Here is a 25,705-nt window from a genome sequence, read left to right as displayed (position 1 = left end):
CAGTAGTAAAACCTGCTCTAAATGTGGTGCGAAAAAACCATCACTATCATTGTCTCAAAGAGTGTTTAAATGTGATAGTTGTGGCTTTGAGAGTGACAGAGATTTAAACGCTGCGATGAATTTACAACAAGAAGCGGTCAGATTGACCGTGTTAGCCTGTGGACTAGATAGTGCCGACACTTCTAGGGTGAAGCAGGAAGAAAAAGCTGGCTCTTGTTAGCATTAGTTAGCTTTTTTGTATCGGATTTAGCTTGATAATTGATAATTCAGGAGAAAAGTGGTAACTTTACCGAAGGCGTGGGAAGACAATATATTGGACTTCTCCGAAAAAGATGTAGGGACAATTCATGAATTGTCCCTACCAAGGGTTTCAGGTTATGCTTATTTAATCTCCGGAGATGTCTATTGGAGAAATTGGTAAAACAGATAAGGGGATAGTAGTAGTAAAAAGTCATTTATATAATGGGAGAAAAAGCCTACCATTAGATTAATTGCTCAAATTTGGTATCACTAATACCAATGCATAACTTGGACAAAATCCTGAAAATCTTAACATTCAACACTTCTGATGAGTAACCTAAGTTTATTTAGCAGATGAATAGGGTAATACATCGTTGTTTTTCCTTCTTAATTTGTTTGGGTTTTATATTCAGCTTAACCATATTTCCGATTTCTTCAACTTCTGTTATTTCTCAAAAAACAAGTTTTTTAACTACAGAAGTTCGCGGTGTTTGGTTGACTAATGTTGCTAGTGGTGTGCTTTTTGTACCTTGGGGTATGGAAAGAGCTATAAACCAATTAGCAGCACTGAATTTTAATACTATTTATCCAGTAGTATGGAACAGAGGTTATACTTTCTATAAAAGTAAAATTGCCCAAGGTATTACTGGCGAAAATACTGAACCATTTTTGAATTTAATGAACCGCGGCAACGATGTTTTAGCAAAGTTGATAAAATTGGCTAAAAATAAAGATTTAAGCGTGATTCCTTGGTTTGAATATGGGTTTATGACTCCCCCTAATTCTGCCTTAGCAAAAGCACGTCCAGAATGGTTAACCAGTGGGCAAAAAGGCATAAATTCTGTTCATGAAAATCTGCCAGAAGAAATTAACCAGAATGGTATTTTTAATCGGCAGGTATGGTTAAATCCTCTCCATCCCCAAGTGCAAGAATTTATATTAGGTTTAATTTTAGAAGTTGTGAAAAATTACGATGTTGATGGCATTCAAGTTGATGATCACTTTGGAATGCCTGTAGAATTTGGCTATGATTCATTTACAGTTAAACTCTACCAAAAAGAACATTTAGGAAAGACTCCACCAACTGATCCTTATGATGCAAAATGGATGCGGTGGCGGGCAGATAAAATTACTAATTTTATGGGCAGAATCAATCAAGCAGTCAAAAAAATTAAGCCACAAGTGAAAATATCACTTTCTCCCAATTCTCAGTATTTTGCCTATAAATACTATTTACAAGATTGGGAAAATTGGGTAAATAAAGGTTGGATAGATGAGTTGATTTTGCAAGTATATCGAGATGATAAAAAATCTTTTATTGCCGAAATTGAAAAACCTGCGGTAAAATTAGCAATGAAGAAGATTCCTGTGAGCATTGGCATTTCTACAGGAACTTTACTTAGTCCTGTAGATATTAAAAGTATTAAAGAACAGGTACAAATTGTGCGAGATCATAAATTTTTTGGCTTTTCTTTTTTCTATTGGGAAAGTTTGTGGGGTTACATCTCTCCTGAATCACCACAAAAACGACGTAAGGCTTTTTTAGAGATGTTTGCCAATAAGGCTGTTAAACCGTTAAATTTAAATAGAACTTACGTCAGATTGGACTAAAAACCCTATTCTTGCTTAGAGGTAATTCATGAATTACCCCTACTTTTATTCTGTTTTGTGTCAGTTGTGTTAAATAAAGTATAATTTCCCAAAAATAAAATGGAATTAGCCGCTATCAAAAATAAATTTAGTAAATTGTATACTTTTACTTTGATGTGGAGTTTGACTACTTTAGGTAGTTTTATCTTCAGTTTATTTTTGATTGAAATTGGTGACAAGTCTGATGTCAGAGTGTTAGATGTTGCTATTGGTGGATTTGCGATCGCCCTTCCCCAATCTTATCTCCTCAGACAAAAAATTTTACCTTTAAGCTGGATGATCTCCACAGTCTTAGGTTGGGTACTCATCACTACCATCGGTGTTGGTGCTGTGGGTTGGTTTGTACTATCAACAGAGTTGTTTTATTTCCGCATCTTCTTTGGAATTATTTCCGGGGGTATTGGTGGTATAGTAATTGGACTGGCACAATGGTGGTTAGCTATTCCCTCATCACTCCCTTGGGGATGGTGTTGGATGTTCCTCAGTTGCGCAAGTTGGGCAGTAGCTCTCAGTATTGGTTCGGTTATAGGTATATTTTTACGTCATTGGACACAGTTATTTTTAGGTGAAGTTGTCGGTTTAGCTATTACCTGGTTGGTAGTCGGTATCCTTACAGGAATCAGTGCTTACAGGTTGTTTCGGTGATTGGTGATTGGGTAGAATTAACTAATGACTAATAACTAATCAGAAGCAGCTTCATCTAATGTAGCAATAAATTGCTTACTGTATCTTGGTTTGAGTCTTCCCTCATTTTTCCCTCACTCCACAGTTAACTTGAGGGAAATCTGAGGGAAAATCTACATAAGTCTGGTTACTAGCAGGGTTAAATCAGCAAATCACCTTCACTGTTAAATTTCCCCTGCATCCAGTTTTTTAACTGCCCCACTAGCGCCAGCCTCAAAAGTCTGCTATTATAACTTTTATTGATGGGTGATTAGCTCAACGGCAGAGCATCGGACTCTTAATCCGCTGGTTCTGAGTTCGAATCTCAGATCACCCACTGCTTTCATGCAAAATCAGTATTTAAAAACATATATATAGCCCACATTCCGCACCCTCAACTGTCACACAACGAAAATTGGTCATTTGGAGATTTAGAATTGGCGATCGCCTACCAATATTCATTATCTTTGGTACAAAATACAACATTTGGTCGTAATGAAATTACGAAAAAACCGATTGTGACACCGGGGGGTGCGGAAGGTAGGATATAGGACTCCTATTTGATTTTTGAACAGAACTCAGTACATACTGAAAGCCTTCTTTCCTGTTCCCTGTTCCCTAGCTAAAACCCTGTACCTGTAAAGTTTTCAGATTTATATGGCTAACGCCACGCTACGCTATCAGCAAGCCCTACTTACTATAACATCTATTAAATTAGAAACTATTTTAAAAAGTTTTAACTACAACTAATAAACAACATCCTGAAAATCCTCAAGTCCTATACATCCTAATTTGTGACAATTATATGATCAAATTGCCAAACTTAGGACTCCACCACCCTTTTGCAGTATGAAAATAAGCCGCATCCTTATGTTTTTTATCCTTCCAAGAATCTTGACCAGAACACCGTAACATAGTTTTATTCTCCCCATCTTTAATATAACTATACTCCTCCAACGGTTTCTTACATACCGGACAAGGATAAGATGTGAGTTTAGTTTCCGGTTTATTAGTCTTTTCATCTGCTGATGTTTTAGTTTTCGGTGCTTCCCAACGTTTATGAAAATCACTCCAAAACAAAACAATATTTTCACACCCACTCACACATTTAAGAAAGTATTTCTTCTTCACCTTACTACTAGGAATTTTCGCTAAAAAGTTACTACATTCAGGACATTTAGTTTTTGAACTGTCATATTTACGCTCAACTTTACCATGATTATTACCTATATTTCCTGAATTAATAACCACAGTTTTAGCTTGAGACAGCGCAGGGACAAAATAACTTTCATTCCAAGTAGTTAAATAAGATTGCCAGGAATTTTTACCTTCAGCAATTTTATCTAATTCGGCTTCCATCTTGGCGGTAAATTCTGCTTCTAATAAATCTGGTAATGCCTTTTGTAAAAAATCATCAACTTCTAACCCTAAACTTGTAGGATGAAGATGATCTTTTATTAATTCAATATAATTACGTTTCTTTAATGTAGCCACTGTAGGCGCGTAGGTACTAGGACGACCAATACCTTTTCTTTCCATTAATTGTACCAGTTTTGGTTCACTATATCTTGGTGGTGGTTGGGTTTGTTTCTTTTCATGTCCGGCATTTTCTAAAGTTAATTTTTGCCCCTGTTGTACAATTGGTAAAACGGCATCTTTACCCAAATTAGGCCAATATTTCGCATAACCATAAAATTCTACAACCTGTCCCCTAGCTTGCCATAAAATATTACCTGATTGAGTAATTATTAGAGTTTTTCTCACCTGTGCAGGACGACATTGGGAGGCGATCGCCCGTTTCCAAATCATCACATACAAGTTAAACTCATCTTCAGGTAATTCTGCCCGCAACTGCACCGAAGGACGAAATACATCTGTAGGACGAATTGCTTCGTGTGCTTCTTGTGCTGTTTTGCTACTACGATGTTTTGTTACTTGTTGTGGTACGTTTTGCGGATCATGTTCTTCCAACCACTTACGCGCACTGGCACAAAATTCAGGACTCAACATCACTGAATCTGTTCGCATATAGGTAATTAAACCCGCCTCATATAGCTTCTGTGCCACCTGCATAGTTTTTTCCGGGGCAAATTTCAGTTTAGAACCGGCTGCTTGTTGTAGGGTGGAAGTGGTAAAAGGTGGAGGCGGTTGACGATGGGTGAGTTTACCTTCAACTTGGATGACTTTATGGGGATGTTGTTTAGCTTCTGCAACTAATCTATCTGCTTCTGCTTCTGATAAAACCCGCTTAGATTCTGGTTTTTCTGGGTTATTACTAGCTGCATCATCGTGGGTTTCCGTTTCCGTTTCTGGTGTTTCTGTGGGAGTGTTAGCTGTACCTTTGTAAAAAACGCGAAATCCTTCTTGATAATCTACCCACACACTCCAATAATCTTGGGGGACAAATACTTGTATTTCTCTTTCGCGCTGACAAATGAGGTGTAATGTCGCGCTTTGGACTCTACCGACGCTTTTTGCACCGTTATTTAATGCCCAAACTAGGGGACTACCTTTGTATCCTACTAGCTTATCGAGACAATCTCGACATAATCCCGCACCGATTAAGTTAGAATCAAGTTTTCTAGGATGAGCGATCGCACTTTTAACCGCCGATGGTGTAATCTCAGTATAAACTACTCGCTTGGGTTCTCTTAATCCTAAAGTTTCTTTAAGATGCCAAGCAATGGTTTCTCCTTCTCGGTCTGGGTCTGTTGCTAAAATGACTTCATCAACTTGTTTAACAGCAGCTTTGAGTTGTTGAATGGTTTCTTTAGCGCGTTGGTCACGGGGGATATAATGGCAGCGGACACTGTTACCTTCCATTGTAAATCCTAGCGAATCTTCACCCTCGTTACTGAGTTCGCGGATATGTCCACAACTAGCGCGAACTATCCAATCTGTACCGAGAATTTGACTCAGTTTTTTGACTTTACCGGGTGATTCAACCACTAAGAGGCGTTTGGGCATAGCGTAAAAAACCTTAACCGAAAAGTATTGAATTAATTATGATCATGGGTTAAAGTCAAAACCATAGATTTTTTTTACCATCTTCAAATTTATATTCACGATTGTACATATCATCGGTATCATAACCCACATCACCGACAAAACAAAATGATATAGCTAAATTTAATGTTCTTTTTTCAAACGCAAATTTATCCTTTGGTAGCATTTGATTAAAATCACTCTAAGAGGGACTTTTAAAACATCCTTTTACAGCAGATTTCGTTATTATGAGGTACAAATTATCATCATGAAACTCTTGTGGGGTGGCCATCTGCCCCCCAAAGTGTACCTCATTACACCGGAAAGTGCTGTATATTAATAAATATTACATTTTCTCATCTAAGGCTTAATCCATAACCAGCTTGCATCCAAATATTACTGAGATAGAAAAATTGATATTAGTAAATGCAAATATTGGAAGCATTACCACACAATGCTTACAGCATTTAACAGCTAATATTTTTCACTAATTTCTCAATAACTCGCTTATTGAGAAATCAGCCAAATCTTATTTACTGAAAACGTAAACTTTACGTTATATATGTCAGAGATTTTTTATATTAATCTCAATAACTCGCAGCAGTTGGACAATATTAAAATTAGTACCTAAATTAAATTATCTAATTCGGAGGTAATTAAAAATTATTAAATTTACTATAGAAATCAAGCGATTAGTTGAATAACAAAAATTATTTTTCAACTAACCTTATTTCCCAGGTGAATTTTGGAGAAAAACTGATGTTAAACATCAAAAATGAATTATTTGCTGATCTCAGCCCTGAAACTGCTGCTAATATTAACGGTGGACAAAGTGAACAAGGTGGTAAAGAGGATAAAACTAAGTTCAATTACAGCAGATATCTACAAGCTTTAGGTATTGCTTATTTAAGTCCCCCAGAAATTGGTAACATCACAGATAAAGAAGCAATGTTAGCTCAATACCAAGGCTGGGAAGACTAGGAAATAAAAAATAAATGTGGCACGCTTTTAATCCAATTCCCTTGAATATGCAAATCCCCGACTCCTTAGAAAATCGGGGGTCTGTCTACTCTAAACAACAAGTAATCGCTAACTCTGCATGATTAACTAAAACCTCTTTTTCCAGTTGATAAACTGGATATTGAGGGGTTATTTTTAATAAACTTTCTACTCTCTCTCTCGCACTTTCTACAATCTCTTCATTTAAACTACCATTACTCAAACAATTAGCAAAATCTTCGGCTATTTTATAAGTTCTTTCCAAAGATGAAGAATTGATATTTCGTGATACTATAAATAAATCACAGCCAGCATTAAAAGCTCGGGCAACTGTTCCCGGACGCATGAACATATCCGCAACAGCTTTCATATCTAAATCATCGGAAACAATCACACCTTGAAAATTTAATTCTTGGCGTAAAATGTGATTTAAAATGGTTGTAGATAATGTCGCTGGAACTTCTGGATCAATTTGCGGGAACAAAATATGCGCTGTCATAATTAGCGGGATTTGTGCCTGAATTAATGTTTGAAAAGGAATTAATTCTCGGTTTCGTAAATCTTCTAAACTTAAATTTAATATTGGCAACTCTAAATGGGAATCTGTGCTAGTGTCTCCGTGTCCAGGAAAGTGTTTAGCACAACCAAGAATACCCTCTTCCCTGAGTCCCCGGTAATATTCCCGCGCACTCTGACTAGCAGTTTTGGGAGTGATACCAAAAGCACGGGGTCCAATAATAGGGTTTTGGGGGTTAGAAAAAATATCAGCGACAGGGGAAAAAGAAAGATTAATTCCCAGTGATTTTAATTCTAACGCTGTGGCTTTTGCTACTTCATAAGCTTGCGACTTCACCAAATAAGCACAAGGAAAGCGAGTAATAGGAAATGGAGTTCTGACAACCCTTCCACCTTCATGATCTATACTGGCTAACAGCGTTTCTCGTTCAGTATATTCTCTAATTTGTTTAAGTAAATTTTCAAAGCCTTTTAACCAAACTGGATAAGGAACACCATCAAGAAAGTTTTTAGTGAAAAAAATCACCCCCACGGGTTTTAACTCATTCAACGCCCGCTTATCATCATCACTAAGAGTTGTACCAGAAACACCGAAAATTAAATGATTACCGAATTTTTGTAAATCTTTCATATTCAGGAGTCAGGAGTCAGGAGGCAGGAGGCAGAAGGCAGGAGTCAGGAGTCAGGAGTCAGGAGTCAGGAGTCAGGAGTCAGGAGTCAGGATAAAGAATTAATTTTTCAACTCTTGCCTCTTGCCTGTTCCCTGTTCCCTGTTCCCTGTTCCCTTATTTCTCAAAGCCATGCCAAATGTAACAGAATGCAAAGTATAATGAAAACGACAAAACTATTAAGAAATATTGAAAACAGTAGGTTTAAATGCGAGTAGCTATTGCCGGCGCTGGTTTAGCAGGACTTTCCTGCGCTAAATATCTAGTAGATGAGGGTTACACTCCCATTGTTTTAGAACGGAGGGATGTACTCGGTGGTTTAGTAGCAGCGTGGAAAGACTCAGATGGCGACTGGTACGAAACCGGTTTACACGCCTTCTTTGGGGCATATCCCAATATGCTGCAACTACTCAAAGAGTTAGGTATTGAAGACCGACTCCAGTGGAAACAGCATACCCTGATTTTTAACCAACCAGATAAACCAGGAACTCTCTCCCGTTTTGATGTTCCTGACATTCCCTCACCATTTAACATCATTGCTTCCATTATGCGAAACAATGATATGTTGACCTGGGAACAAAAGATCCGTTTTGCCATTGGTTTGTTTCCTGCGATCGTGCGGGGTCAACAGTATGTAGAGGACATGGACAAATACAGCTTCGCTGAATGGTTAAAAAGACAAGGTATAGGTGAAAGAGTCGCCAGTGATGTATTTATTGCTGCTTCCAAAGCCTTAACTTTTATCAACCCTGAAGAAGTTTCCTCTACAATTTTATTAACCGCCCTCAATCGGTTTTTACAAGAACGGTACGGATCAAAAATTGCCTTTTTAGATGGTTCACCCACAGAAAGACTTTGCCAACCCATAGTAGATTACATTACCGAACGGGGTGGAGAAGTTAGACTCAATGCTCCCTTAAAAGAGATTTTGCTGAACTCTGATGGTACAGTCAAAGGTTTCCTACTGCGGGGTTTAGATGGAAAACCAGATGAAGAAGTGACAGCAGACTTTTACGTTTCAGCTATGTCAGTTGACCCATTAAAAGTTATGTTGCCAGAACCTTGGAAAAAAATGGAATTTTTCCAGAAATTAGACGGTTTAGAAGGTGTACCAGTAATTAACCTGCATCTGTGGTTTGATCGGAAATTAACAGATATTGATCATCTATTATTTTCGCGATCGCCCCTCCTCAGCGTTTATGCTGATATGAGTAACACCTGTCGGGAATATGCTAACCCGGATCGTTCAATGCTGGAATTAGTTCTCGCACCTGCCAAAGACTGGATTAGCAAATCTGATGAGGAAATCATCTCCGCTACTATGGCCGAGTTGGAAAAACTCTTTCCTGACCACTTTACAGGAGACAACCCAGCAAAACTGCTGAAGTCTCATGTCGTCAAAACGCCCCGTTCAGTTTACACAGCTACCCCTGGTCGTCAACAGTACCGCCCAGACCAAAAAACCCCTATAGCCAACTTCTTTTTAAGCGGAAGTTATACCATGCAACGCTATCTAGGCAGTATGGAAGGTGCAGTGCTTTCTGGTAAGCTAACAGCACAGGCGATCTCTCAAGCGCCATCGGTAGCCAATACTTCCAACCTGCAAACGCTAACTCGACCGCCCGCAACGAATGCTGCAACTGCCTGAATCCCCCCCGCGCATGAAAACGCTGGTCTCTGTAGACGAGTCCTACAAACTTTGCCAAGAACTCACAGCCAAGTACGCCAAAACCTTTTACCTGGGTACATTGCTGATGAGTCCGGCAAAGCGTCAATCTGTTTGGGCAATATACGCTTGGTGTCGCCGTACAGATGAATTAGTAGATGGTCCTGCTGCTGCCAGAACCACCCCAGAAACTTTAGAACAATGGGAAAAGCAACTGGACTCAATTTTTGCTGGACACCCATTAGATAATTACGATGTCGCTTTAGTAGATACCCTGCAACATTTCCCTTTGGATATTCAACCTTTTCGGGATATGATTGCAGGTCAGCGCATGGATTTATACCGCAGTCGCTATGAAACCTTTGAGGATTTGTATCTCTATTGCTACCGCGTTGCTGGAACAGTGGGTTTAATGTCCACCACAATTATGGGTGTAGATACCAGCATCTACACAGCCCCTTGGCATCGGAATCAAAAACCTTATTTACCCATAGATGAAGCGATCGCCCTGGGTATCGCCAACCAACTAACTAATATTCTTCGTGATGTGGGCGAAGATGCACGTCGGGGTAGAATTTATCTTCCCCTAGAAGACTTGGCTAAATTCAACTATAGCGAAGAAGAACTTTTCCAAGGTGTATTAGACGAACGTTGGCGTTCCCTAATGCGTTTTCAAATTGAACGAGCTAGGGAATTTTATACTAAAGCCGATAAGGGAATTACTTATCTTGACCCGGATGCCCGTTGGCCAGTGTGGGCAGCATCTATGCTCTATGGACAGATTTTAGATGTAATTGAGCGCAATGATTATGAAGTTTTCAGTCAACGTGCTTATGTTCCTCAGTGGCAAAAATTACGTACCTTACCAGTTGCTTGGATGCGATCGCAAGTGTTATAGAAGGAGGCAGGGGGCAGGAGGTAGGAGAATTTTAGATTTTAGATTTTAGATTTGATTCATGAAATACAATCCAAAATCCAAAATCCAAAATCCAAAATAGAATCACCAGTCCCCAGTCCCCAGTCCCCAGTCCCCTAACAAATCACAAAATATCTCTTGACGAACCAAAAAACCACTGCTAATATAGTATAGTGTTACCTCTGGAGAGGTGGCTGAGTGGTCGAAAGCGGCAGATTGCTAATCTGTTGATGGAATCGTAAGGTCCATCCGAGGGTTCGAATCCCTCCCTCTCCGTTTAAAATCAATAATCATCAAAACTACCTGGGTTTTAAGAAACAGCCGGGTATTTTTTTATATTGACTATAAATTCTAACATATTCAAAGCTTGATGTTATTATTTACCTCTTGGAGCTTGAGTCATTTCCAGCTAAACTGACGAGTTAGTTTAATATATTGATATTCAAGCTCCTCAACATAGAGGAGTGAAAGGAAAATATGCCAAAATTCAGTGTTTCCCTGTTTCTGAGTTTAGTTACCATATTTAGCGGCCTATTGATGTCCGCCTGTGAAAATACCACCACTACAAACCCAGCAAATAACAACAATACCAGCGCAACTAACACAGGTAAAGGGTTAAAAATCGGTACTTTATTACCCACAACCGGAGACCTAGCTTCCATCGGTCAACAAATGGTTGCTTCAGTTCCCCTACTGGTAGAAACCGTCAACGCTTGTGGTGGTGTTAACGGTGAACCAGTCACCTTAGTAGAAGTAGACGATCAAACTGATCCTAAAGCTGGTGCAGCAGGTATGACCAAACTAGCCACAGTAGATAAAGTTGCTGGTGTCGTGGGTTCATTTGCTAGTAGTGTTTCTACCGCTGCCATTTCCGTTGCTACCCCTAACAAAGTCATGTTAATTTCCCCTGGTAGCACCAGTCCCGTATTTACCGAAAAAGCGCAAAAAGGTGACTTTCAAGGATATTGGGCGCGGACTGCTCCCCCAGATACTTACCAAGCATTAGCTTTAGCCCAACTTGCGAAGAAAAAAGGTTTTCAACGAGTTTCTACCGTCGTCATCAACAACGACTATGGTGTAGGTTTTGAAAAAGCATTTGTAGAAACTTTTGAAAAATTAGGTGGAACAGTAGTTAATAAAGATAAACCAGTTCGTTACGATCCCAAAGCCCAAACCTTTGATACTGAAGCTGCTGCTGCTTTTGCAGGTAAACCAGATGCGGTATTAGCAGTCATGTATGCCGAAACAGGTAGTTTATTCCTCAAAGCTGCTTACCAGCAAGGTGTAGCTAAAGGAGTACAGATCATGCTCACTGACGGAGTAAAATCAGATACTTTCCCGGAACAAGTGGGTAAAGGTCCTGATGGCAAATATCTGTTAACTGGGGCTATTGGTACTGTTCCTGGTTCTGATGGTAAAGCATTAGAAGCATTTAAGAAATTGTGGCAAGAGAAAAAAGGCAGTTCACCAGGAGAATATGCACCTCAAGCTTGGGATGCAGCGGCTTTGTTGGTATTATCAGCCCAAGCAGCTAAAGAAAATACAGGTGTAGGTATTGCTGGTAAACTTCGAGAAGTTGCTGCTGGTGAAGGAACAGAAGTTAGTGATGTCTGTGAAGGACTGAAGCTACTGAAAGAAGGGCAAAAAATCAACTACCAAGGCGCAAGCGGTAATGTAGATGTTGATGCTAACGGTGATGTAGTTGGTGTCTATGATGTTTGGACCGTAGGAGATGACGGTAAAATCAAGGTGATAGACAAGGTTAGTCCTCAATAATGAGCAATGACAGCAGGAGTTAGGAGTCAGTCGTAGGGGCAACTCCCTGTGGTTGCCCTCTTGAGTTAGGAGTAAAACCCTATTGTAGTCAGACTTTCATGATCAATTGATGTCCTAATTACTCTGTCTACGGCTATAACAATGAATCATTTACCTTTTGACTTTTGACCTGTAAAAATTGCCTCTCCCTTCAAGGGAGAGGATTGAAACAGCGGAATTAATTAACGAAAATTTTGTTCAATAATTTCAGTGACATTTTGGCGAATCAATTCCATAATTTCATCAAAAAATGATCCCCCATTAGGTAAATCACTTAAATAAGGATCCATAACTGCTGATCGCAAAATTGACATTTCCTCTGGAGTTGTTGCCAGTCCTAAACGTTGGGCATAATTATTAATGAATGTCTCACCATAATCTGCTAATCTAAAAATAGTTCTAGTTAGCATGAATTGATATTTGTGAATATTTTCTGCTTCACCACTTTGATAGTAATGAATGTGAAAACGATCATAAATTTGATTATTCAACTCATTAAATAAATCAGCATTATCATTCAGACGATGATCGCAATGTTTGAAATTAAAGGCGTAACTGAGAATATTTTGATCAGGTCCAATTTCCCGTAATAATGCCATAGATTCCGGATCTGCGAATATTTGGGCTTGATTTTTTCCCTGTAATTTTTGACGCAAATGGGCTATATAATGCTCATGTTCACCATTAAAATTAATATTATTATCACTGCGATCAATGGGTAAACGTGGTAATGGAACAACGATAAAATTATCTGTATCTGCGGACATAAAAAGTAACCGCAAATAAAACAGTTTGGCATTAAACATTGCTTGATTAATAATCTTACCGTAGCCACTTACAGAAGGACGAATTACTTGATGAGAAAGAAAAACAGAAGCTGCTGCTGCTCCAGGTTTTGAACCTTCTAAACCGTAAATTCCTACCGATGGTTCTAAAGGACGAATAGATTTAGAACCACCAATATAAGTGCCAGTAAAAGTTGTCAAATGTTTTAATAAACTATTGCGATAAAGTGAACCACCAGCCGGATATTGAATATACCCCGATTTGTGAGGATCTATAGTAGCAGAATCACAATCTCGAAGACGTTTAAATTGCCTAATAGTGTGTTCATTAAACATCACTTGACTATAATCATCAATAAATAGAGGTGATTTTTGTTCTTCAAAATTATAATCACGGCGAATAGTAGAAATTTGATAACCACCCCAAGCAGCATCAACGTGAATATTAAACTCTAAACCCTTTTTCCTGTAGGTTTCTCTTAGTTCTAAAATTCCATCTATGGGATCAACTGCACTTTCTTCCGTACTCCCCAAAACCGCCAAAGTTAACAATATTGGATGGCGATTTTCTAAACATTGATTTAAAGTTTTATTCAACCTTCCTAAATCTAATCTTGCATCAGCATCAACAAAAACATCAATTAAATTATCTGTGCCAATACCATTAACTGCTGCTGCTTTTGGCCAAGCATAATGTTTAGAAGATGGTGCAATAATTTTCATTTTACCTACATCTGCAAAACAAGAACAATTCATTTCCAACCAGCCCCGTGCATTGAGATTATAAGGAATAATCAAATCCCAAACATCATAAACATCTTTGATATTTTCACTTTCACCGCATAATTCCCAAATTCGCTGCGGTAAAGCCAAAATATCATCCATGCAAATATTAAATAATTGCCAAGAAGTAGCTTCTAATAATTTTGGTTGACTACCATCAACAATTCTCACTTTTAATGCTTTAGCTTTAGCTAATGCTGGTTGTTTTTGTAAAGCTTTTTTCGCAGCAAAAGGAAAGAATTTTAATTCTCTTGTTGCCCAAGTCGCCTCATTAATAGCAATAGAACCATCAGCAGTAATATGACACCAAGGTTCAATTTTATCGGTTTCAGGAAAACCAATCATTGCACATAAATCACGCCCTACCTGTAATTCTAATAAAGTCGTAGCAGTAGAAGCTTGAATGGTGGCATTATTGGAATTATGCAACATTGCAGCAAAATAACCCAGCATTCCCGGTATAGTAGTATCCCAAAGAATATGACCTTGATAACGCATACTAAAATATGGCGTACCATATTCTCGCAAATGCTGTAACAATTGATTGTAGACATCCCTTAAAGCTTGCATTCCTGTTTGATATTCTGGAGCAGCTTTAACATCCTGAGTAATTGTTTCTGGATCACCTGGTAAATAACTTTGCCGATAATCAATAATATGATCCACAGCTTGGGCAATAAGTTGTTTAAATTCTTCCCCATTTTCCGCCCGTGTACCTAAAAACCAATTAGCAATATTGCCGGGTGGTTGTGGTGGGTTAATATCAGGAACATTAGTAAATTTACCAATAGATAATGCACCGTCGTCAGTTTTTTTGATTTCTTTAAAGCTGAAGTTTTTAACTATACGTCTAACCATAATTATTCCTATTTAATCAAGTATCTCATATTGTGGGGTAGGCATCCTGCCAGCCCTGTATAACCTGTATAATTAGCGGGCAGGATGCCCGGAAGTAACTTATTTTTGTAAAATTCTTGATCCTTTTACGGTAAACTTTGTTTTTTTGCATTAACTCTATCTCTAGAAATAAGTATTAATTTACTTTTTATAGATAATAATGTTTATATTTTTATAATACGCGTTCAAAAATTGATGTTTTTATTGCTGCCTTGCAAGAAATAAAACGTTAATATACTGGATACTGGATAGATCCCCGACTTCTTAAAGAAGTTGAGGATCTGGGTAGTTAACCTACTTAGAATCCACCAAAGTTGTACCCAACACCAACTAACAAACCGACATCAGTTTGATTAAAAAATCCTGCATTGATAGCGGCTGTGGCAGTGAATCTATTATTTAGAGGTATATCAACACCACCTGTCACCATGACAGCAGTTTCCGAGTTGTTACCAGTTTTAATAGCTGCACCAACTCCCACATAGGGAGCTATGGGTAAAGGTTCACTAAATGGATCTCCTATGGGCTGGAAGGAAAAATCATAAGTTAGGGGAACGAGAAATACAGTATCATCCCCTAAAATGGCCGATGGTCTAACTGATAGAGTCCTGGTGAAACCAACTTTGCTGATGACTGTAAAATTACCATCGCCCAAGGCTGAAGATCCGCCACTTAACCCGATATTGCCAGCAACGCCAACATAGCTACTACCACCACGGGTAGGTCTTCCTAGATCAATATCTGCTTGTGCTATTTCTTTCGGCTGTGTGACTTGAGCCGCAGATGGTTGGGATGTAGGTTCTGTATTTTCCGCAGTCAAGATTGTTGATGAGGTAGCTACTGTCCCTGGAACGGGTATGATTGTCCGATGAGTCGTTTTTAGAGTAGCGACATTGGGAAATTGCTGTACTTCAGACATGATAGCGGTATCAGGCTGGTTTGTCTGAGCAGTTGCACAAACGCTGCTACCTAAAATTGTCAGGGCGGCTAGACTTGGCACACAAACAAAATGTTTACGTAGAAACATAGTATTCACATTCACTCCTACATGAATTATGATGACAACAGATATTTTGTTGCTGTGGGTTTAATGTAACAAATTTGAGCAATATTCAACATTTAAAACCAAAAAAACATTTTTTACATCTTTAATTTGACATAAGCAATTAGAATCTCAGGATAGATTATGAATATGGTGAATCCTGAATCTGATAGATGATTTATAGCACTGATGTACAAGTTACAAAAGTTATCAAGAGGGGTGGCTTTTCCCTGTTCCCGATTTCCTATTGCCGATTCCCTAGTTAGTTGTAAATTTTTGTAATCAGATGTTTTCCAGAGTAGAAAGCTAATATCTATATGGTTAAACTAACACAAAGTGCATCTGTACTGTTAATAATAGAAATTGTAGATATGGCACTATAGCCTCAATGATTCCAGTTCAACTGATCCTAAAAAACTTCCTGAGTTACCGTGATGCAATTTTAGATTTTGGCGGTTTGCATACGGCTTGTATTTGTGGTTCTAATGGTGCGGGTAAATCTTCTCTGCTGGAAGCTATTACTTGGGCTATTTGGGGTGAAAGCCGTGCCACTGTTGAAGATGATGTGATCTATTCTGGCGCAACAGAGGTCAGAGTTGATTTTACTTTCTACAATAATTTACAAAAATATCGGGTGATTCGTACCCGTGTCCGGGGTGCAACTAGCGTTTTGGAATTTCAAATTGAAACTCCGGCTGGTTTTCGGCCTCTGACTGGTAAGGGGATGCGAGCAACCCAAGATGTGATTTTACAACATATCAAGCTTGATTATGAGACTTTTATTAATTCTGCTTATTTGCGCCAAGGTCGGGCGGATGAGTTTATGCTCAAGCGTCCCACGGAACGGAAGGAAATTTTAGCAGAGTTATTAAAACTTAATCAATATGATCAGTTGGAAGAAAAGGCTAAGGATAATTCTAAACAGTATAAAGGACGGGCGGAAGAGTTAGAACGTTCTTTGGATAATATTAAATCTCAACTTCAACAACGGGAACCAACTACAGCAGAAAAAGCAGATTTAGAAGTTCAACTCAATCATCTGCAACAACAGCAAGCTGCTGATAATATTCAATTACAAAGTTTGAAAGTTATTCACAGTCAACGCCAAAATTTAGAGGAAAAACTGAGTTTTGTCAGACAGCAATATCAAAATCTTAGTGAAGATTGCGATCGCCTAAATCAAGACAAGTTAGCTGTCAAATCCCAATTGGCAGCTTTAGAATCTATTTTACATCAATCCGACCAAATTCAAGCTGGATACTCTCAATTTCAAACTTTGCAATCTCAAGAAGAAGTTTTTGCTATTAAGTTTGAACAACATACCCGCGCTATTACTTTAAAACAACAACAACAACAGCAACTGGATAAACAAATTCAATCTATTGAACGCAAAATACAAGCAGCAGAAGCTGAATTAAATAATTTAGAAAAAGAACAACAAGAAATTAAACCAATTTTGAAAAAGTCTGGAGAAATTGAAACAGCTTTATCTCAATTATCTGCTGCACGTGATCATCTTAACTCTTTAGAAAATTTGCAAATACAAGTCAAACCTTTATTAGAACAAAGAGCAAATTTACAAACTGAATTAGAACGTATCCATAGTAGATTATTAGCAAGTTTAGAACAGTTACAAGAGAGAGAAAAACAAATTGAATTTCAAATTCGCAAACAATCCCAGTTACAACAAGATGTGATAGAAGTAGATTTGCAAATTGAAGAGTTGGAAAAGAAGCGAGTTTATTTGCAAAGGGTACAGGACAAAGGACATGAACGTCGCCATTTTATAGAACGTTTACAAGCTCATCAAAAAGACTACGAAAAATTACTAGGAGACTTAGAACAAAAAATACAACTTCTCCAAAATCCTAATGCTTTATGTCCCTTGTGTGAACATCCTTTGGATGAAAATCACTGGCATCGAGTAATACAAAAAACCCAAATAGAATATGAAGATACTCAAGGACAATTTTGGGTACTGCGGGAACAGATGGCAGTTTCTGACCGAGAAATTCAGGTATTAAGGCAGGAATATCGAGAAATATCGCAGCAAGTAGCAAATTATGACGCTTTAAGGGAAAAAAAGGGGAAATTAGCAGCCCAGTTACAAGCGTCGGCTGAACTGCAAACGCAACTACAACAAGTTTTAACAGAGAAAGAAAAGTTACAGATTGCTTTAGAAGGTGATTATGCACCTGATAAACAAGCAGAAATTCAAGAGTTAGATGAATATATCAAACAACTGAATTACAATGAACAAGATCATGCTTTAGCTAGAAGTGTAGTAGAAACCTTACGATGGGCAGAAATTAAACAAGTCCAGATTAAAGATGCCAAGAAAAAACAAGCTCAAATAGCAGCGAGAAAACCAGAGCTGCAAGCTATGATTGAGGAATTGAAGGCGCAAATAGCATCAGAACAAACAAATTCAGAGATAGCAAGAGGAATATTAGCACTAGAAACCCAAATTACAGAAATTGCTTACAGTTCTGAGCAACATAGTAATATTCGTAAAGGTGTTAAGGAGTTTCAATGTTGGCAGTTACCCTATCAGCAGTTATTATCTGCTCAACAGCAATATCCCCAACTTCAGAAAAGATTGGAGGATTTAACAACTGCTTATAAGAGCAGGTCAGCAGATCAACAAAAACTTGCGATTGAAATGAATAGTATTGTAGAGCAATTAAAAGTTAGTGCGAATCCTGTTGAGCAAATTCAGGCGTTAGAGCAGAAAATAGCCATTTTTCGCCGAGAAATGGATGAAAAAATTGCTTATTTGGGGCGTTTAGAACAACAGATACATCAGTTAGAACTGTTGCAAAATCAATATGAGCAAGAACAAGAACAATTAAAATACTGTAAACAGCAACAGCGAGTTTATCAGGAATTAGCGCAAGCTTTTGGTAAAAATGGTATCCAAGCTTTGATGATTGAAAATGTGTTACCCCAACTAGAAGCTGAGACAAATCTACTCCTGTCGAGGTTGAGTGCGAATCAATTGCACGTACAATTTGTTACTCAGAAAGCGGGAAGAAGTGGTAAGTCAACGCGGAAAAATGCCAAGTTGATTGATACGTTAGATATTTTAATTGCTGATGCAAGGGGTACACGAGCTTATGAAACTTATTCGGGTGGAGAAGCATTTAGGATTAATTTTGCGATTCGTTTAGCATTAGCAAAATTATTAGCCCAACGTGCGGGTGCAGCGTTGCAGTTGTTGATTATAGATGAAGGATTTGGTACACAGGATACAGAAGGATGCGATCGCCTGATTGCGTCCATAAATGCGATATCTGCTGATTTTGCTTGTATTCTCACTGTTACACACATTCCTCACCTCAAAGAAGCATTTCAAGCCCGGATTGAAGTAAATAAAAATCAGCAAGGTTCACATTTATCATTGTCAATTTAATCATGATCAAATTGAAAGTGAACTCCCTGTTCCCTAAAGATCAAGAATTATTCTTCCACTCGTTTAGTATTACCAGCTTTCACCCAACCTTCTTTATCAGTACCTGCAATGCGAATTTTTTGCCAATTTTTATCCGCGCTTTCTTCTAAGATAATCACTTTTTGATTACCACCAACACCACCAATACTTTGTGCATCTGAGGCTGGTTGATCTCGCATACTCAACCCTTGCGGCCAAGTTACAATAGCTTGATAAGCTCCTGGTGGTAAGGTATCAGGTGATTCAGTGGGAGTAGGAGTAGGAGTAGGACTAGGACTAGGTTTAGGACTGCTAGTAGGAGTAGGTTTAGAGGTGGATGTAGCTTTTACCGGAGTGACTTTTGGTTTGTCAACTTTAGGTTGAGGATTATCATTAGCAAACATGGGTTTTTCGGGAGGAAGAGCGGTACGATTAACAAAATAGAGAGCTATTGTGAGTCCGCTACCTAATAAAACTGCGATCGCTAATACAAAACCAAGTATAAGTTTAAAAAAGCCGGAAATTATTTTCATATCTTTTAGTCAGGAGTCAGGAGATCAAGGAGTCAGGAGATCAAGGAGTCAGGAGATCAAGGAGTCAGGAGATCAAGGAGTCAGGAGATCAAGGAGTCAGAAATCATAGAAAGTTCTTCTTCACTGTCACCTGTTCCCTGTCACCTGTCACCTTCTTCCCCAGTCACCAGCAAAATATTATTACATTTGGCGTTGTATGCGTTCACGTAGTGCGCCGGAGGCGATCGCTCAAAGAACTATGCTTAGAAGCCAAACGCGCTCTCCCCGCTGCTGCCCATTCTTGCAGTTTTTGGATCTGTTCTACCGCAGTTCGCGCCAAAGGGATAATTTGACTAGCCGCTTCTAAAATATCATCAGTTGTGAAATCACGATTTTGGCTAAAACCAATGTGCATCGCTTCAATTAACGTTTGTTCAATCTCTGCACCGGAAAAATCAGGAGTTTCATAAGCTAACCGATCAATCTCATAGCTTTTGATGTTATGGGGACGCAAGCGGGATAAGTGTACAGTAAAAATGGCTTTTCTTTCTTCTTGAGTGGGTAAACCAACAAAGAAAATTTCATCAAATCGCCCTTTCCGCAACATTTCCGGGGGTAAAGCTTGAATATCGTTAGCGGTGGAAACCACAAACACGGGTGAAGTTTTTTCTGCTAACCAAGTGATAAATGTCCCAAATACCCGGCTAGTTGTTCCCGCGTCACCTTTACTACCTAAACCAGAAAAGGCTTTGTCAATTTCATCAATCCACAATACACAAGGTGCAAGGGCTTCAGCAACTTGAATCATTTGCCGGGTGCGAGATTCTGATTCACCGACTAAACCGCCAAATAAGCGCCCCACATCTAAGCGTAATAAAGGTAAATGCCAATGATGGGCGATCGCCTTTGCTGTTAAAGATTTACCAGTTCCTTGAATCCCCACCAACATTAAACCACGGGGATGCGGTAATCCGTACTGTCGCGCTCGTTCTGTAAATGAACCACCCCGACGAATTAACCAATCTTTGAGATTATCGAGTCCCCCAATATCAGATATTTGCTCAGTTGCCGGATAAAAGTCCAGGATTTGGGTTTGGCGGATAGTTTGGCGTTTTTCCTCCAAAACTAAATCAACGTCCTCTGGTTGTAATTCTCCGTGGGATGCTAAAGCTCTTGCTAAAACTCGGCGTATCCGTTCCATTGATAAACCTTGACAGGAACGCACCAAGTCATCAATAAATTTACCGGAAAGTGCGTTACCAGTGGGTTGTAATAGGCGTTCTACCTCGGTTTTTATTTCTGCTGCTGCGGGTAAGGGAAATTCCACCACCGTTAAAACTTCGGTTAAATCGTCAGGAATAGCAATGCGTGGGGATAATAAAACAATATTTTTCGGTTGAGATTTCAGGAGTCTGGCTAAGTTGCGGAGTTTGCGAGCGATCGCCACATCTTCTAAAAAGCGGTGATAATCCCGGAGAATTAGCACTGCTGGGGCGGTAGGGGGTAATTTTTCAATAAATTCTAATGCTTGGAGGGGGTTGCGTTTACCAAAGCCGGCATCATTGGGGTTGCCTTGATATCCATCCACAAAATCCCAGGTATACACAGGGCGGTTTCCTTGGTTTGTCGCTTCTTCCCGGATAGCAGCTTCTACCCGTTCTTCTTCGTAGGTGGGGATATAAATGAGGGGGTAGCGAGCGCGGAGGAGGAGTTTAAATTCTTCGCGGAAGTTCATGATTTCGGTTTTTGGTAATTTTTGTTATTTTCCTATTTTTAAGGTAATGAACTACAAAGAAGCGAAGGAAGCGAAGGAAGATGGGTTGTATCTCACGCAAAGACGCAAAGGAGGAGAGAAGCAGATCCTTCTGGGAATCAATGCAGCCTCATAACGGAAGTCGGTTAAAACCGACTAAAATAATTATCAAAAATTCAATATTTTATCAGTCGTCTTGAGACGACTTTTGCTATTAGCCTGAGATTTCAATCTCAGGCGGATGTGGGTGATAGTTTATATTATCGTTTTGCAGCTTCTCAACTCTGTTGAGCTTTGAGCAGGAGTTCCCGTTGTTCATCTGTCATAGTAAAACGCCTTCTTTACGGATGTTCCTGAGTAATGAACCATTGCAGGTTTGATAGCGTATCCCTGACGGTACTCGTATCCCTTACGGGACATAAGAAATAGGTATTGCTTTACCACTTACCAATGCTCCAATACCAAATCATCCACATAGTCAAAATCTGTATCATCTGTAACTAATATCCACCCCTTTTCCAAACATTGAGCAGCAATCCAAATATCATTTATTGGGATTGGCCGACCTTTACGTTTTAATAGTAACCGAGTTCTAGCATAGATAGCAGTTGTTTCTAGTCCTAAAGGTACAACTGTACAATTTGAAATAAACTCTAAATAACGAGGTAAATTTTGCAATGGACGGGATGAATTTTCAGCACCAAATAATAATTCTCCAGCTACTACTAAAGGTAAAATAACTTCTGGTAAAGCCAATACTCTTTCAATAATTGCTGTGTCACCATTTAAAAAACGAACTGCAACAGAAGTATCTAAAGCAATTTCACCACTCATTTTTATCTACCTGCCGACATTCAGCAATTGACTGTTTTATCTCTGCTGCTTCTGCATCACTTAAAATTCCTGCAAATTTAGCTAAGGGATGTTCTTTGCGTGTAGCTTTCACACGATGTAAATAATCTAGTAAAAGTTGTACGATATCATCAGGAGTTTCTTCTAGTTCTTGGATTAGTTGTTCACGTTTTGTCATATATTGAAACCCTTAAATCAATAAAAATAAATCGGTATTGCTTTTTTCTAGTTTATCTGATTTTATCTCTCTCATGACTTTGCTATCTGCGTTTGCTTTCCTCTTCTTAGCTATTGCTTTACTGTGGAAATTACTAAAAATGGCAGAGGTTAAGGAGGAATGAACCACGAAGACGCGAAGGAAGCGAAGGGAAGAGAGTTTGAGAGGGGTTTTTAGTTGGTTTTGTTAACTTGATAATATCTTTTGATTTTGGAAATAGGGCGATCGCTCTTGATCATGAAAAATTCTTGAGTATAATTATTTCATCAATTTATTGCGCCAATCATCTGAATTGCTAGGGACAAAAATTGTTCTGATCGGTCAATTTGTTCTGTCGCTTGATCGGTTGTAACAGCGTTTAATTGTCCGTAGTCCCCAGTAGTTCGCAGTTCCTGTGCTTCAATCAAAAATCGGTGAAAATCTGTTGGAACTTGTTGAGTTTTGGCAAATTCTCGACCAAAGGCGGCAATAACGGCTGAATGTTTAGAAAATGAAAGTCCCTTACCTTCTAGAAATGCTTCTGCAATATAGAACATGGTGTAGTAGGCGCGGGAAGTAGCGTAGTCTGGGAAGTGGTTGTTAAGTAGGAGTTTTGCAGCTTCTAAACTCTGTTGAGCTTTGAGCAGGAGTTCTCTTTGTTCATCTGTCATAGCAAAACCCCTTCTTTACGGATGTTCCTGAGTAATGAACCATTGCGAGTTTGATAGTGGGTTTCGTCCATAAAAATACAACTAATGACAACATCATATTCTAGGGAAAGATCAGCGATCGCTTTTCCTGTGCGTTTAATTTCTTCACCTGGGTTTACGGGAGGTTTTAGCACTACTAACACATCTATATCTGATCCGGGTTCTGCATCACCACGCGCTTGAGAACCAAAAAGGGTGAGGTTTTTTAGGCGATCGCCATACAGGTTAGTGAGTTCTTTTTTAAGGTGAGTCAGAATAAGCTGAAGGTTAAGATTCATGGTTATGAGAGTGATTGCACTTATCTATTTTATTTTAGGCGTTAGCAACGCTTACCCAAAGTATCGCTCACCTGATATAACATGAAAATCAACTAATTGGTAGTTTACGAATACGTACAGAATTATCATCAATTGTTAATGCTGAACCTTGAATAAGTTCTTCCTCTAACTGAGGTAAAACGTCTAACAATCTTTGTGTAATTACATCAGGTTTTGCAGAAGATAAACGCAATGTTACTAAACTTGGTTGGTGATATTTGCAAACAGCTATCAACATCGAAAAATCTAAATCTTGAGTTAATGATAATGCGATTTTCCACTCTTGCAAGTTCTAAAATATCTACATCAGCAGCAGTGTTAGGTAGCAAATCTGTACAACGTAAAATATCATATCCCTTCAATTTTAATGCTGCTACTGTGAGAGGGGAAATATGAACATCAGCAATAAAACGTAGGTTATTCATGCTGAAGGAATGCTGGTAATTTTATCGGAAACTGTCCAGGCTGCATAGTTAAGAGCTTGTCTAATATCTTCTTCTTCTAATTCTGGATAAGCTGCTAAAATTTCTTCAATGGAAAGTTTACTGGCTAGTAATTTGAGAATAAAAGCTACTGTGATCCGCATTCCTCTAATTGTTGGTTGTCCTAAACAAATGTGAGGATTAATAGTAATGCGATCATAATTGGTTCTCCACCTAAAATTTCAGGATTTCGTGTTACATATCTTGAGGATGTTTCAGCAAACATAATAAAAGTTGCTCAATTAGTACGATTTTTCTTCTAGTTTATCTTATGCGAATCGCTTTACTTAATGTAGGTATCGTTTGACTTTGGAAAAAAGTAAAAATCCAGAGATTAAGAAGGAATGAACCACGAAGAAGCGAAGGACACGAAGGGAAGAGAGTTTGAGAGAGATTTTTTGTTGGTTTTGGTAATTTGATAATATCGTTTGATTTTGGAAAGAGGGCATTAACGTTAGCTAACCGCAGGTATCACTCCTATCTATGCAAGTAAAAAAGGTGGGTTACTAAAACTCTAATTTTCATCTTTCTCTTTCTTATATTCCTTTGTCATATCTATATAAACTTGGATACATTCTCCCCGTTTACGATTGAAATAACTTTCCGCAATTGATTTAAAAGATTGTAAAGTATCAAAGTTACTATATGTAGTATAACCAGCCTCCTTTTCAAATTTCGTAATCTTAAAAATCATAAGTCCAATTTCTCTTTCATCTTCAAAACATAGATTTTTTAGCTTTTTAAATTCCTTGTCGTAAAGTTCTAAGCTTGCTGGATCTTTTTTTCCGTCGAGAATAGCTAAATTTTCACTCATTGGTTTTTCCGATATTTTACGTTCAACTTCAGAAGTTGATTTTTCTGATTCCTTAACGCTTGTACATCCTGTAAGTATTATTGTTAATAAACCTATAATAATTTTTTTCATAACATTTCCCTCGCACCTTTATGTTGTTAATAATATACCTGGAAGGGAAATAAAAAATAAATATATAATTTTTTGTGTGAAAAAATTAATAAATCATTATATTCTTTATACAAAAGTTAATACATAGCAGATAAAAAAATAAATTATTTTAACCGCTTACGCCATTTTTTAGGATCTTGAGAACAGTGGAAAACTGCATATATAGTTACTACATTTTCAACATACTCATAAAAAATAGCATAGGGAAATCTACGAATTAAAGCACGCCTATAAGTAGCATACCCAAATTCATACATCTTAGGATTTCTCGCAATGTATTGTGTGCAAGCATCAACGCACCGCAAAAATTCTTCACCTAATCCCAGTTCTTGTTCCTCATACCAGTCATAAGCATCAGCAATATCTTGTTCTGCTTGTGGTAAGGTAATAACACTCTTAACCATTTTTCCTACTACGGATTCTTGCTTTTACTGATTCCCAAGAACTAGCTAAACTCGGATCTTGTAAATGGAGAGCTTTTCTTTGATCCAGTTCGTCTTTTTGCCAGTCTAATACAGGAACATTTGCTGATTGAGTCGCAATATCATCCCATAAATCTTCTAGAAGTTGTAGCTTTTCTGACAACCCTAGCTCAAAAATTGGCGCAAAGTTTGCTTTCATAATCAACTAAGCTATCAAAATTATCACTCTATTATTACACACAACACACATTTTAAGAATGTGACTTAAAAGGATTAACAATCTTTAAACCATCAATCACTTCATAACCAAAATCTTCTGTATACAAGGTTTGAACATTAGCCTCTAAACAAGCAGCAATAATCATTGAATCCCAATGTGAGAGACTAAAACGTTTCATTAATTCCTCAGCACGATCAATCACATTCCAAGTTGGTAAGGCAG

26 protein-coding genes and 2 tRNA genes are annotated in these 25,705 nt (G+C 38.3%); 10 read left to right on the top strand and 18 right to left on the bottom strand.

Annotation, left to right across the window (positions count from 1 at the left end; all coding sequences use genetic code 11):
* The 4 genes from IQ237_RS21450 to IQ237_RS21435 all read left to right on the top strand — a co-directional run.
* The coding region (locus IQ237_RS21450; protein ID WP_194058881.1) for a zinc ribbon domain-containing protein at nt 1–220 on the top strand (220 nt) is incomplete at its 5' end.
* Between the two features lie 374 nt (nt 221–594).
* Nucleotides 595–1,851, top strand: a complete 1,257-nt coding sequence (locus IQ237_RS21445; protein WP_194058879.1) for a glycoside hydrolase family 10 protein — start codon at nt 595–597, stop codon at nt 1,849–1,851.
* A gap of 99 nt (nt 1,852–1,950) precedes the next feature.
* On the top strand, nt 1,951–2,535 hold the full coding sequence (locus IQ237_RS21440; protein ID WP_194058877.1) for a hypothetical protein: 585 nt from the start codon (nt 1,951–1,953) through the stop codon (nt 2,533–2,535).
* 283 nt (nt 2,536–2,818) lie between these two features.
* A tRNA-Lys gene (locus IQ237_RS21435) sits at nt 2,819–2,890 on the top strand.
* Nucleotides 2,891–3,354: 464 nt separating this feature from the next.
* On the opposite strand, the gene topA is transcribed toward IQ237_RS21435, so the two are convergent.
* Nucleotides 3,355–5,520, bottom strand: coding sequence for a type I DNA topoisomerase (gene topA, locus IQ237_RS21430; RefSeq protein ID WP_194058875.1), 2,166 nt, complete (start codon nt 5,518–5,520; stop codon nt 3,355–3,357).
* Between the two features lie 55 nt (nt 5,521–5,575).
* A complete protein-coding gene (locus tag IQ237_RS21425; protein ID WP_194058873.1) occupies nt 5,576–5,725 on the bottom strand; it encodes a hypothetical protein in 150 nt (49 codons plus the stop codon).
* 572 nt (nt 5,726–6,297) lie between these two features.
* On the opposite strand from IQ237_RS21425, the gene IQ237_RS21420 reads away from it, so the two are divergent.
* The gene (locus IQ237_RS21420; protein ID WP_194058871.1) at nt 6,298–6,519 is read left to right on the top strand and encodes a hypothetical protein; all 222 of its coding nucleotides are present in this window, start codon (nt 6,298–6,300) and stop codon (nt 6,517–6,519) included.
* A gap of 85 nt (nt 6,520–6,604) precedes the next feature.
* On the opposite strand, the gene nagZ is transcribed toward IQ237_RS21420, so the two are convergent.
* Nucleotides 6,605–7,684, bottom strand: coding sequence for a beta-N-acetylhexosaminidase (gene nagZ, locus IQ237_RS21415; RefSeq protein WP_194058869.1), 1,080 nt, complete (start codon nt 7,682–7,684; stop codon nt 6,605–6,607).
* A 245-nt stretch (nt 7,685–7,929) separates the two neighbouring features.
* Here nagZ and pds point away from each other — a divergent pair, with 245 nt between their 5' ends.
* The 4 genes from pds (at nt 7,930) to IQ237_RS21395 (ending at nt 12,079) form a co-directional block, all read left to right on the top strand.
* Nucleotides 7,930–9,369 carry a 15-cis-phytoene desaturase gene (pds, locus tag IQ237_RS21410; protein WP_194058867.1) on the top strand — a complete coding sequence of 480 codons (1,440 nt, stop codon included), beginning with the start codon at nt 7,930–7,932 and terminating at the stop codon, nt 9,367–9,369.
* Complete coding sequence (gene crtB / locus IQ237_RS21405; protein ID WP_194058865.1) at nt 9,353–10,285, top strand: 15-cis-phytoene synthase CrtB; 933 nt, start codon at nt 9,353–9,355, stop codon at nt 10,283–10,285. The genes pds and crtB overlap by 17 nt, the downstream gene beginning before the upstream one ends.
* 202 nt (nt 10,286–10,487) lie before the next feature.
* A tRNA-Ser gene (locus IQ237_RS21400) sits at nt 10,488–10,579 on the top strand.
* Between the two features lie 201 nt (nt 10,580–10,780).
* Nucleotides 10,781–12,079, top strand: a complete 1,299-nt coding sequence (locus tag IQ237_RS21395) for an ABC transporter substrate-binding protein (protein WP_194058863.1) — start codon at nt 10,781–10,783, stop codon at nt 12,077–12,079.
* A gap of 221 nt (nt 12,080–12,300) precedes the next feature.
* Here the strand turns inward: IQ237_RS21395 and IQ237_RS21390 are convergent, their stop codons facing one another.
* Nucleotides 12,301–14,544, bottom strand: coding sequence for a pyridoxal-dependent decarboxylase (locus tag IQ237_RS21390; protein WP_194058861.1), 2,244 nt, complete (start codon nt 14,542–14,544; stop codon nt 12,301–12,303).
* A 337-nt stretch (nt 14,545–14,881) separates the two neighbouring features.
* The gene (locus tag IQ237_RS21385; protein WP_194058887.1) at nt 14,882–15,610 is read right to left on the bottom strand and encodes a hypothetical protein; all 729 of its coding nucleotides are present in this window, start codon (nt 15,608–15,610) and stop codon (nt 14,882–14,884) included.
* A 403-nt stretch (nt 15,611–16,013) separates the two neighbouring features.
* Between IQ237_RS21385 and sbcC the strand changes: the two genes are divergently transcribed.
* Nucleotides 16,014–19,037 (top strand): exonuclease subunit SbcC, encoded by a 3,024-nt coding sequence (sbcC, locus tag IQ237_RS21380; protein ID WP_194058859.1) that lies wholly within the window; start codon nt 16,014–16,016, stop codon nt 19,035–19,037.
* Between the two features lie 47 nt (nt 19,038–19,084).
* Here sbcC and IQ237_RS21375 read toward each other — a convergent pair whose 3' ends face one another.
* The 13 genes from IQ237_RS21375 to IQ237_RS26435 all read right to left on the bottom strand — a co-directional run bounded on the left by IQ237_RS21375 (nt 19,085) and on the right by IQ237_RS26435 (nt 25,685).
* Nucleotides 19,085–19,582 carry an SH3 domain-containing protein gene (locus IQ237_RS21375; RefSeq protein WP_194058885.1) on the bottom strand — a complete coding sequence of 166 codons (498 nt, stop codon included), beginning with the start codon at nt 19,580–19,582 and terminating at the stop codon, nt 19,085–19,087.
* A gap of 208 nt (nt 19,583–19,790) precedes the next feature.
* Nucleotides 19,791–21,302 (bottom strand): AAA family ATPase, encoded by a 1,512-nt coding sequence (locus IQ237_RS21370; RefSeq protein ID WP_194058857.1) that lies wholly within the window; start codon nt 21,300–21,302, stop codon nt 19,791–19,793.
* Nucleotides 21,303–21,764: 462 nt separating this feature from the next.
* Nucleotides 21,765–22,154, bottom strand: a complete 390-nt coding sequence (locus tag IQ237_RS21365; RefSeq protein WP_194058855.1) for a type II toxin-antitoxin system VapC family toxin — start codon at nt 22,152–22,154, stop codon at nt 21,765–21,767.
* Nucleotides 22,144–22,350 carry a hypothetical protein gene (locus tag IQ237_RS21360; RefSeq protein ID WP_194058853.1) on the bottom strand — a complete coding sequence of 69 codons (207 nt, stop codon included), beginning with the start codon at nt 22,348–22,350 and terminating at the stop codon, nt 22,144–22,146. Before IQ237_RS21360 ends, IQ237_RS21365 begins: the two co-directional genes overlap by 11 nt.
* Before the next feature lie 305 nt (nt 22,351–22,655).
* A complete protein-coding gene (locus IQ237_RS21355) occupies nt 22,656–23,039 on the bottom strand; it encodes a HEPN domain-containing protein (RefSeq protein ID WP_194058851.1) in 384 nt (127 codons plus the stop codon).
* Nucleotides 23,036–23,356 (bottom strand): nucleotidyltransferase domain-containing protein, encoded by a 321-nt coding sequence (locus IQ237_RS21350; protein ID WP_194058849.1) that lies wholly within the window; start codon nt 23,354–23,356, stop codon nt 23,036–23,038. The genes IQ237_RS21355 and IQ237_RS21350 overlap by 4 nt, the downstream gene beginning before the upstream one ends.
* 88 nt (nt 23,357–23,444) lie before the next feature.
* The gene (locus IQ237_RS26440; RefSeq protein ID WP_228020565.1) at nt 23,445–23,588 is read right to left on the bottom strand and encodes a hypothetical protein; all 144 of its coding nucleotides are present in this window, start codon (nt 23,586–23,588) and stop codon (nt 23,445–23,447) included.
* Nucleotides 23,563–23,820 carry a DUF5615 family PIN-like protein gene (locus IQ237_RS21345; protein ID WP_228020564.1) on the bottom strand — a complete coding sequence of 86 codons (258 nt, stop codon included), beginning with the start codon at nt 23,818–23,820 and terminating at the stop codon, nt 23,563–23,565. The genes IQ237_RS26440 and IQ237_RS21345 overlap by 26 nt, the downstream gene beginning before the upstream one ends.
* Nucleotides 23,817–24,023, bottom strand: a complete 207-nt coding sequence (locus IQ237_RS21340) for a DUF433 domain-containing protein (protein ID WP_375539915.1) — start codon at nt 24,021–24,023, stop codon at nt 23,817–23,819. Before IQ237_RS21340 ends, IQ237_RS21345 begins: the two co-directional genes overlap by 4 nt.
* 368 nt (nt 24,024–24,391) lie before the next feature.
* Nucleotides 24,392–24,802 (bottom strand): hypothetical protein, encoded by a 411-nt coding sequence (locus IQ237_RS21335; RefSeq protein ID WP_194058847.1) that lies wholly within the window; start codon nt 24,800–24,802, stop codon nt 24,392–24,394.
* Between the two features lie 143 nt (nt 24,803–24,945).
* Complete coding sequence (locus IQ237_RS21330) at nt 24,946–25,245, bottom strand: type II toxin-antitoxin system RelE/ParE family toxin (RefSeq protein ID WP_194058845.1); 300 nt, start codon at nt 25,243–25,245, stop codon at nt 24,946–24,948.
* Nucleotides 25,238–25,462 carry an addiction module protein gene (locus IQ237_RS21325; protein ID WP_194058843.1) on the bottom strand — a complete coding sequence of 75 codons (225 nt, stop codon included), beginning with the start codon at nt 25,460–25,462 and terminating at the stop codon, nt 25,238–25,240. The genes IQ237_RS21330 and IQ237_RS21325 overlap by 8 nt, the downstream gene beginning before the upstream one ends.
* A gap of 52 nt (nt 25,463–25,514) precedes the next feature.
* The gene (locus IQ237_RS26435) at nt 25,515–25,685 is read right to left on the bottom strand and encodes a hypothetical protein (protein WP_309225797.1); all 171 of its coding nucleotides are present in this window, start codon (nt 25,683–25,685) and stop codon (nt 25,515–25,517) included.
* Between the last annotated feature and the right edge of the window lie 20 nt (nt 25,686–25,705).

The organism is Sphaerospermopsis sp. LEGE 08334, assembly GCF_015207205.1.
Taxonomy (GTDB): Bacteria; Cyanobacteriota; Cyanobacteriia; order Cyanobacteriales; family Nostocaceae; genus Sphaerospermopsis.
This window is presented reverse-complemented; position numbering and strand designations above follow the sequence as displayed.

Excerpts from the sequence above, each read along its gene's own strand:
- IQ237_RS21445 (WP_194058879.1), top strand. The coding sequence starts at position 595 with ATGAATAGGGTAATACATCGTTGTTTTTCCTTCTTAATTTGTTTGGGT.
- IQ237_RS21440 (WP_194058877.1), top strand. The coding sequence starts at position 1,951 with ATGGAATTAGCCGCTATCAAAAATAAATTTAGTAAATTGTATACTTTT.
- topA (WP_194058875.1), bottom strand. The coding sequence starts at position 5,520 with ATGCCCAAACGCCTCTTAGTGGTTGAATCACCCGGTAAAGTCAAAAAA.
- IQ237_RS21425 (WP_194058873.1), bottom strand. The coding sequence starts at position 5,725 with ATGCTACCAAAGGATAAATTTGCGTTTGAAAAAAGAACATTAAATTTA.
- IQ237_RS21420 (WP_194058871.1), top strand. The coding sequence starts at position 6,298 with ATGTTAAACATCAAAAATGAATTATTTGCTGATCTCAGCCCTGAAACT.
- nagZ (WP_194058869.1), bottom strand. The coding sequence starts at position 7,684 with ATGAAAGATTTACAAAAATTCGGTAATCATTTAATTTTCGGTGTTTCT.
- pds (WP_194058867.1), top strand. The coding sequence starts at position 7,930 with ATGCGAGTAGCTATTGCCGGCGCTGGTTTAGCAGGACTTTCCTGCGCT.
- crtB (WP_194058865.1), top strand. The coding sequence starts at position 9,353 with ATGCTGCAACTGCCTGAATCCCCCCCGCGCATGAAAACGCTGGTCTCT.
- IQ237_RS21395 (WP_194058863.1), top strand. The coding sequence starts at position 10,781 with ATGCCAAAATTCAGTGTTTCCCTGTTTCTGAGTTTAGTTACCATATTT.
- IQ237_RS21390 (WP_194058861.1), bottom strand. The coding sequence starts at position 14,544 with ATGGTTAGACGTATAGTTAAAAACTTCAGCTTTAAAGAAATCAAAAAA.
- IQ237_RS21385 (WP_194058887.1), bottom strand. The coding sequence starts at position 15,610 with ATGTTTCTACGTAAACATTTTGTTTGTGTGCCAAGTCTAGCCGCCCTG.
- sbcC (WP_194058859.1), top strand. The coding sequence starts at position 16,014 with ATGATTCCAGTTCAACTGATCCTAAAAAACTTCCTGAGTTACCGTGAT.
- IQ237_RS21370 (WP_194058857.1), bottom strand. The coding sequence starts at position 21,302 with ATGAACTTCCGCGAAGAATTTAAACTCCTCCTCCGCGCTCGCTACCCC.
- IQ237_RS21365 (WP_194058855.1), bottom strand. The coding sequence starts at position 22,154 with ATGAGTGGTGAAATTGCTTTAGATACTTCTGTTGCAGTTCGTTTTTTA.
- IQ237_RS21360 (WP_194058853.1), bottom strand. The coding sequence starts at position 22,350 with ATGACAAAACGTGAACAACTAATCCAAGAACTAGAAGAAACTCCTGAT.
- IQ237_RS21355 (WP_194058851.1), bottom strand. The coding sequence starts at position 23,039 with ATGACAGATGAACAAAGAGAACTCCTGCTCAAAGCTCAACAGAGTTTA.
- IQ237_RS21350 (WP_194058849.1), bottom strand. The coding sequence starts at position 23,356 with ATGAATCTTAACCTTCAGCTTATTCTGACTCACCTTAAAAAAGAACTC.
- IQ237_RS21345 (WP_228020564.1), bottom strand. The coding sequence starts at position 23,820 with ATGAATAACCTACGTTTTATTGCTGATGTTCATATTTCCCCTCTCACA.
- IQ237_RS21335 (WP_194058847.1), bottom strand. The coding sequence starts at position 24,802 with ATGAAAAAAATTATTATAGGTTTATTAACAATAATACTTACAGGATGT.
- IQ237_RS21330 (WP_194058845.1), bottom strand. The coding sequence starts at position 25,245 with ATGGTTAAGAGTGTTATTACCTTACCACAAGCAGAACAAGATATTGCT.
- IQ237_RS21325 (WP_194058843.1), bottom strand. The coding sequence starts at position 25,462 with ATGAAAGCAAACTTTGCGCCAATTTTTGAGCTAGGGTTGTCAGAAAAG.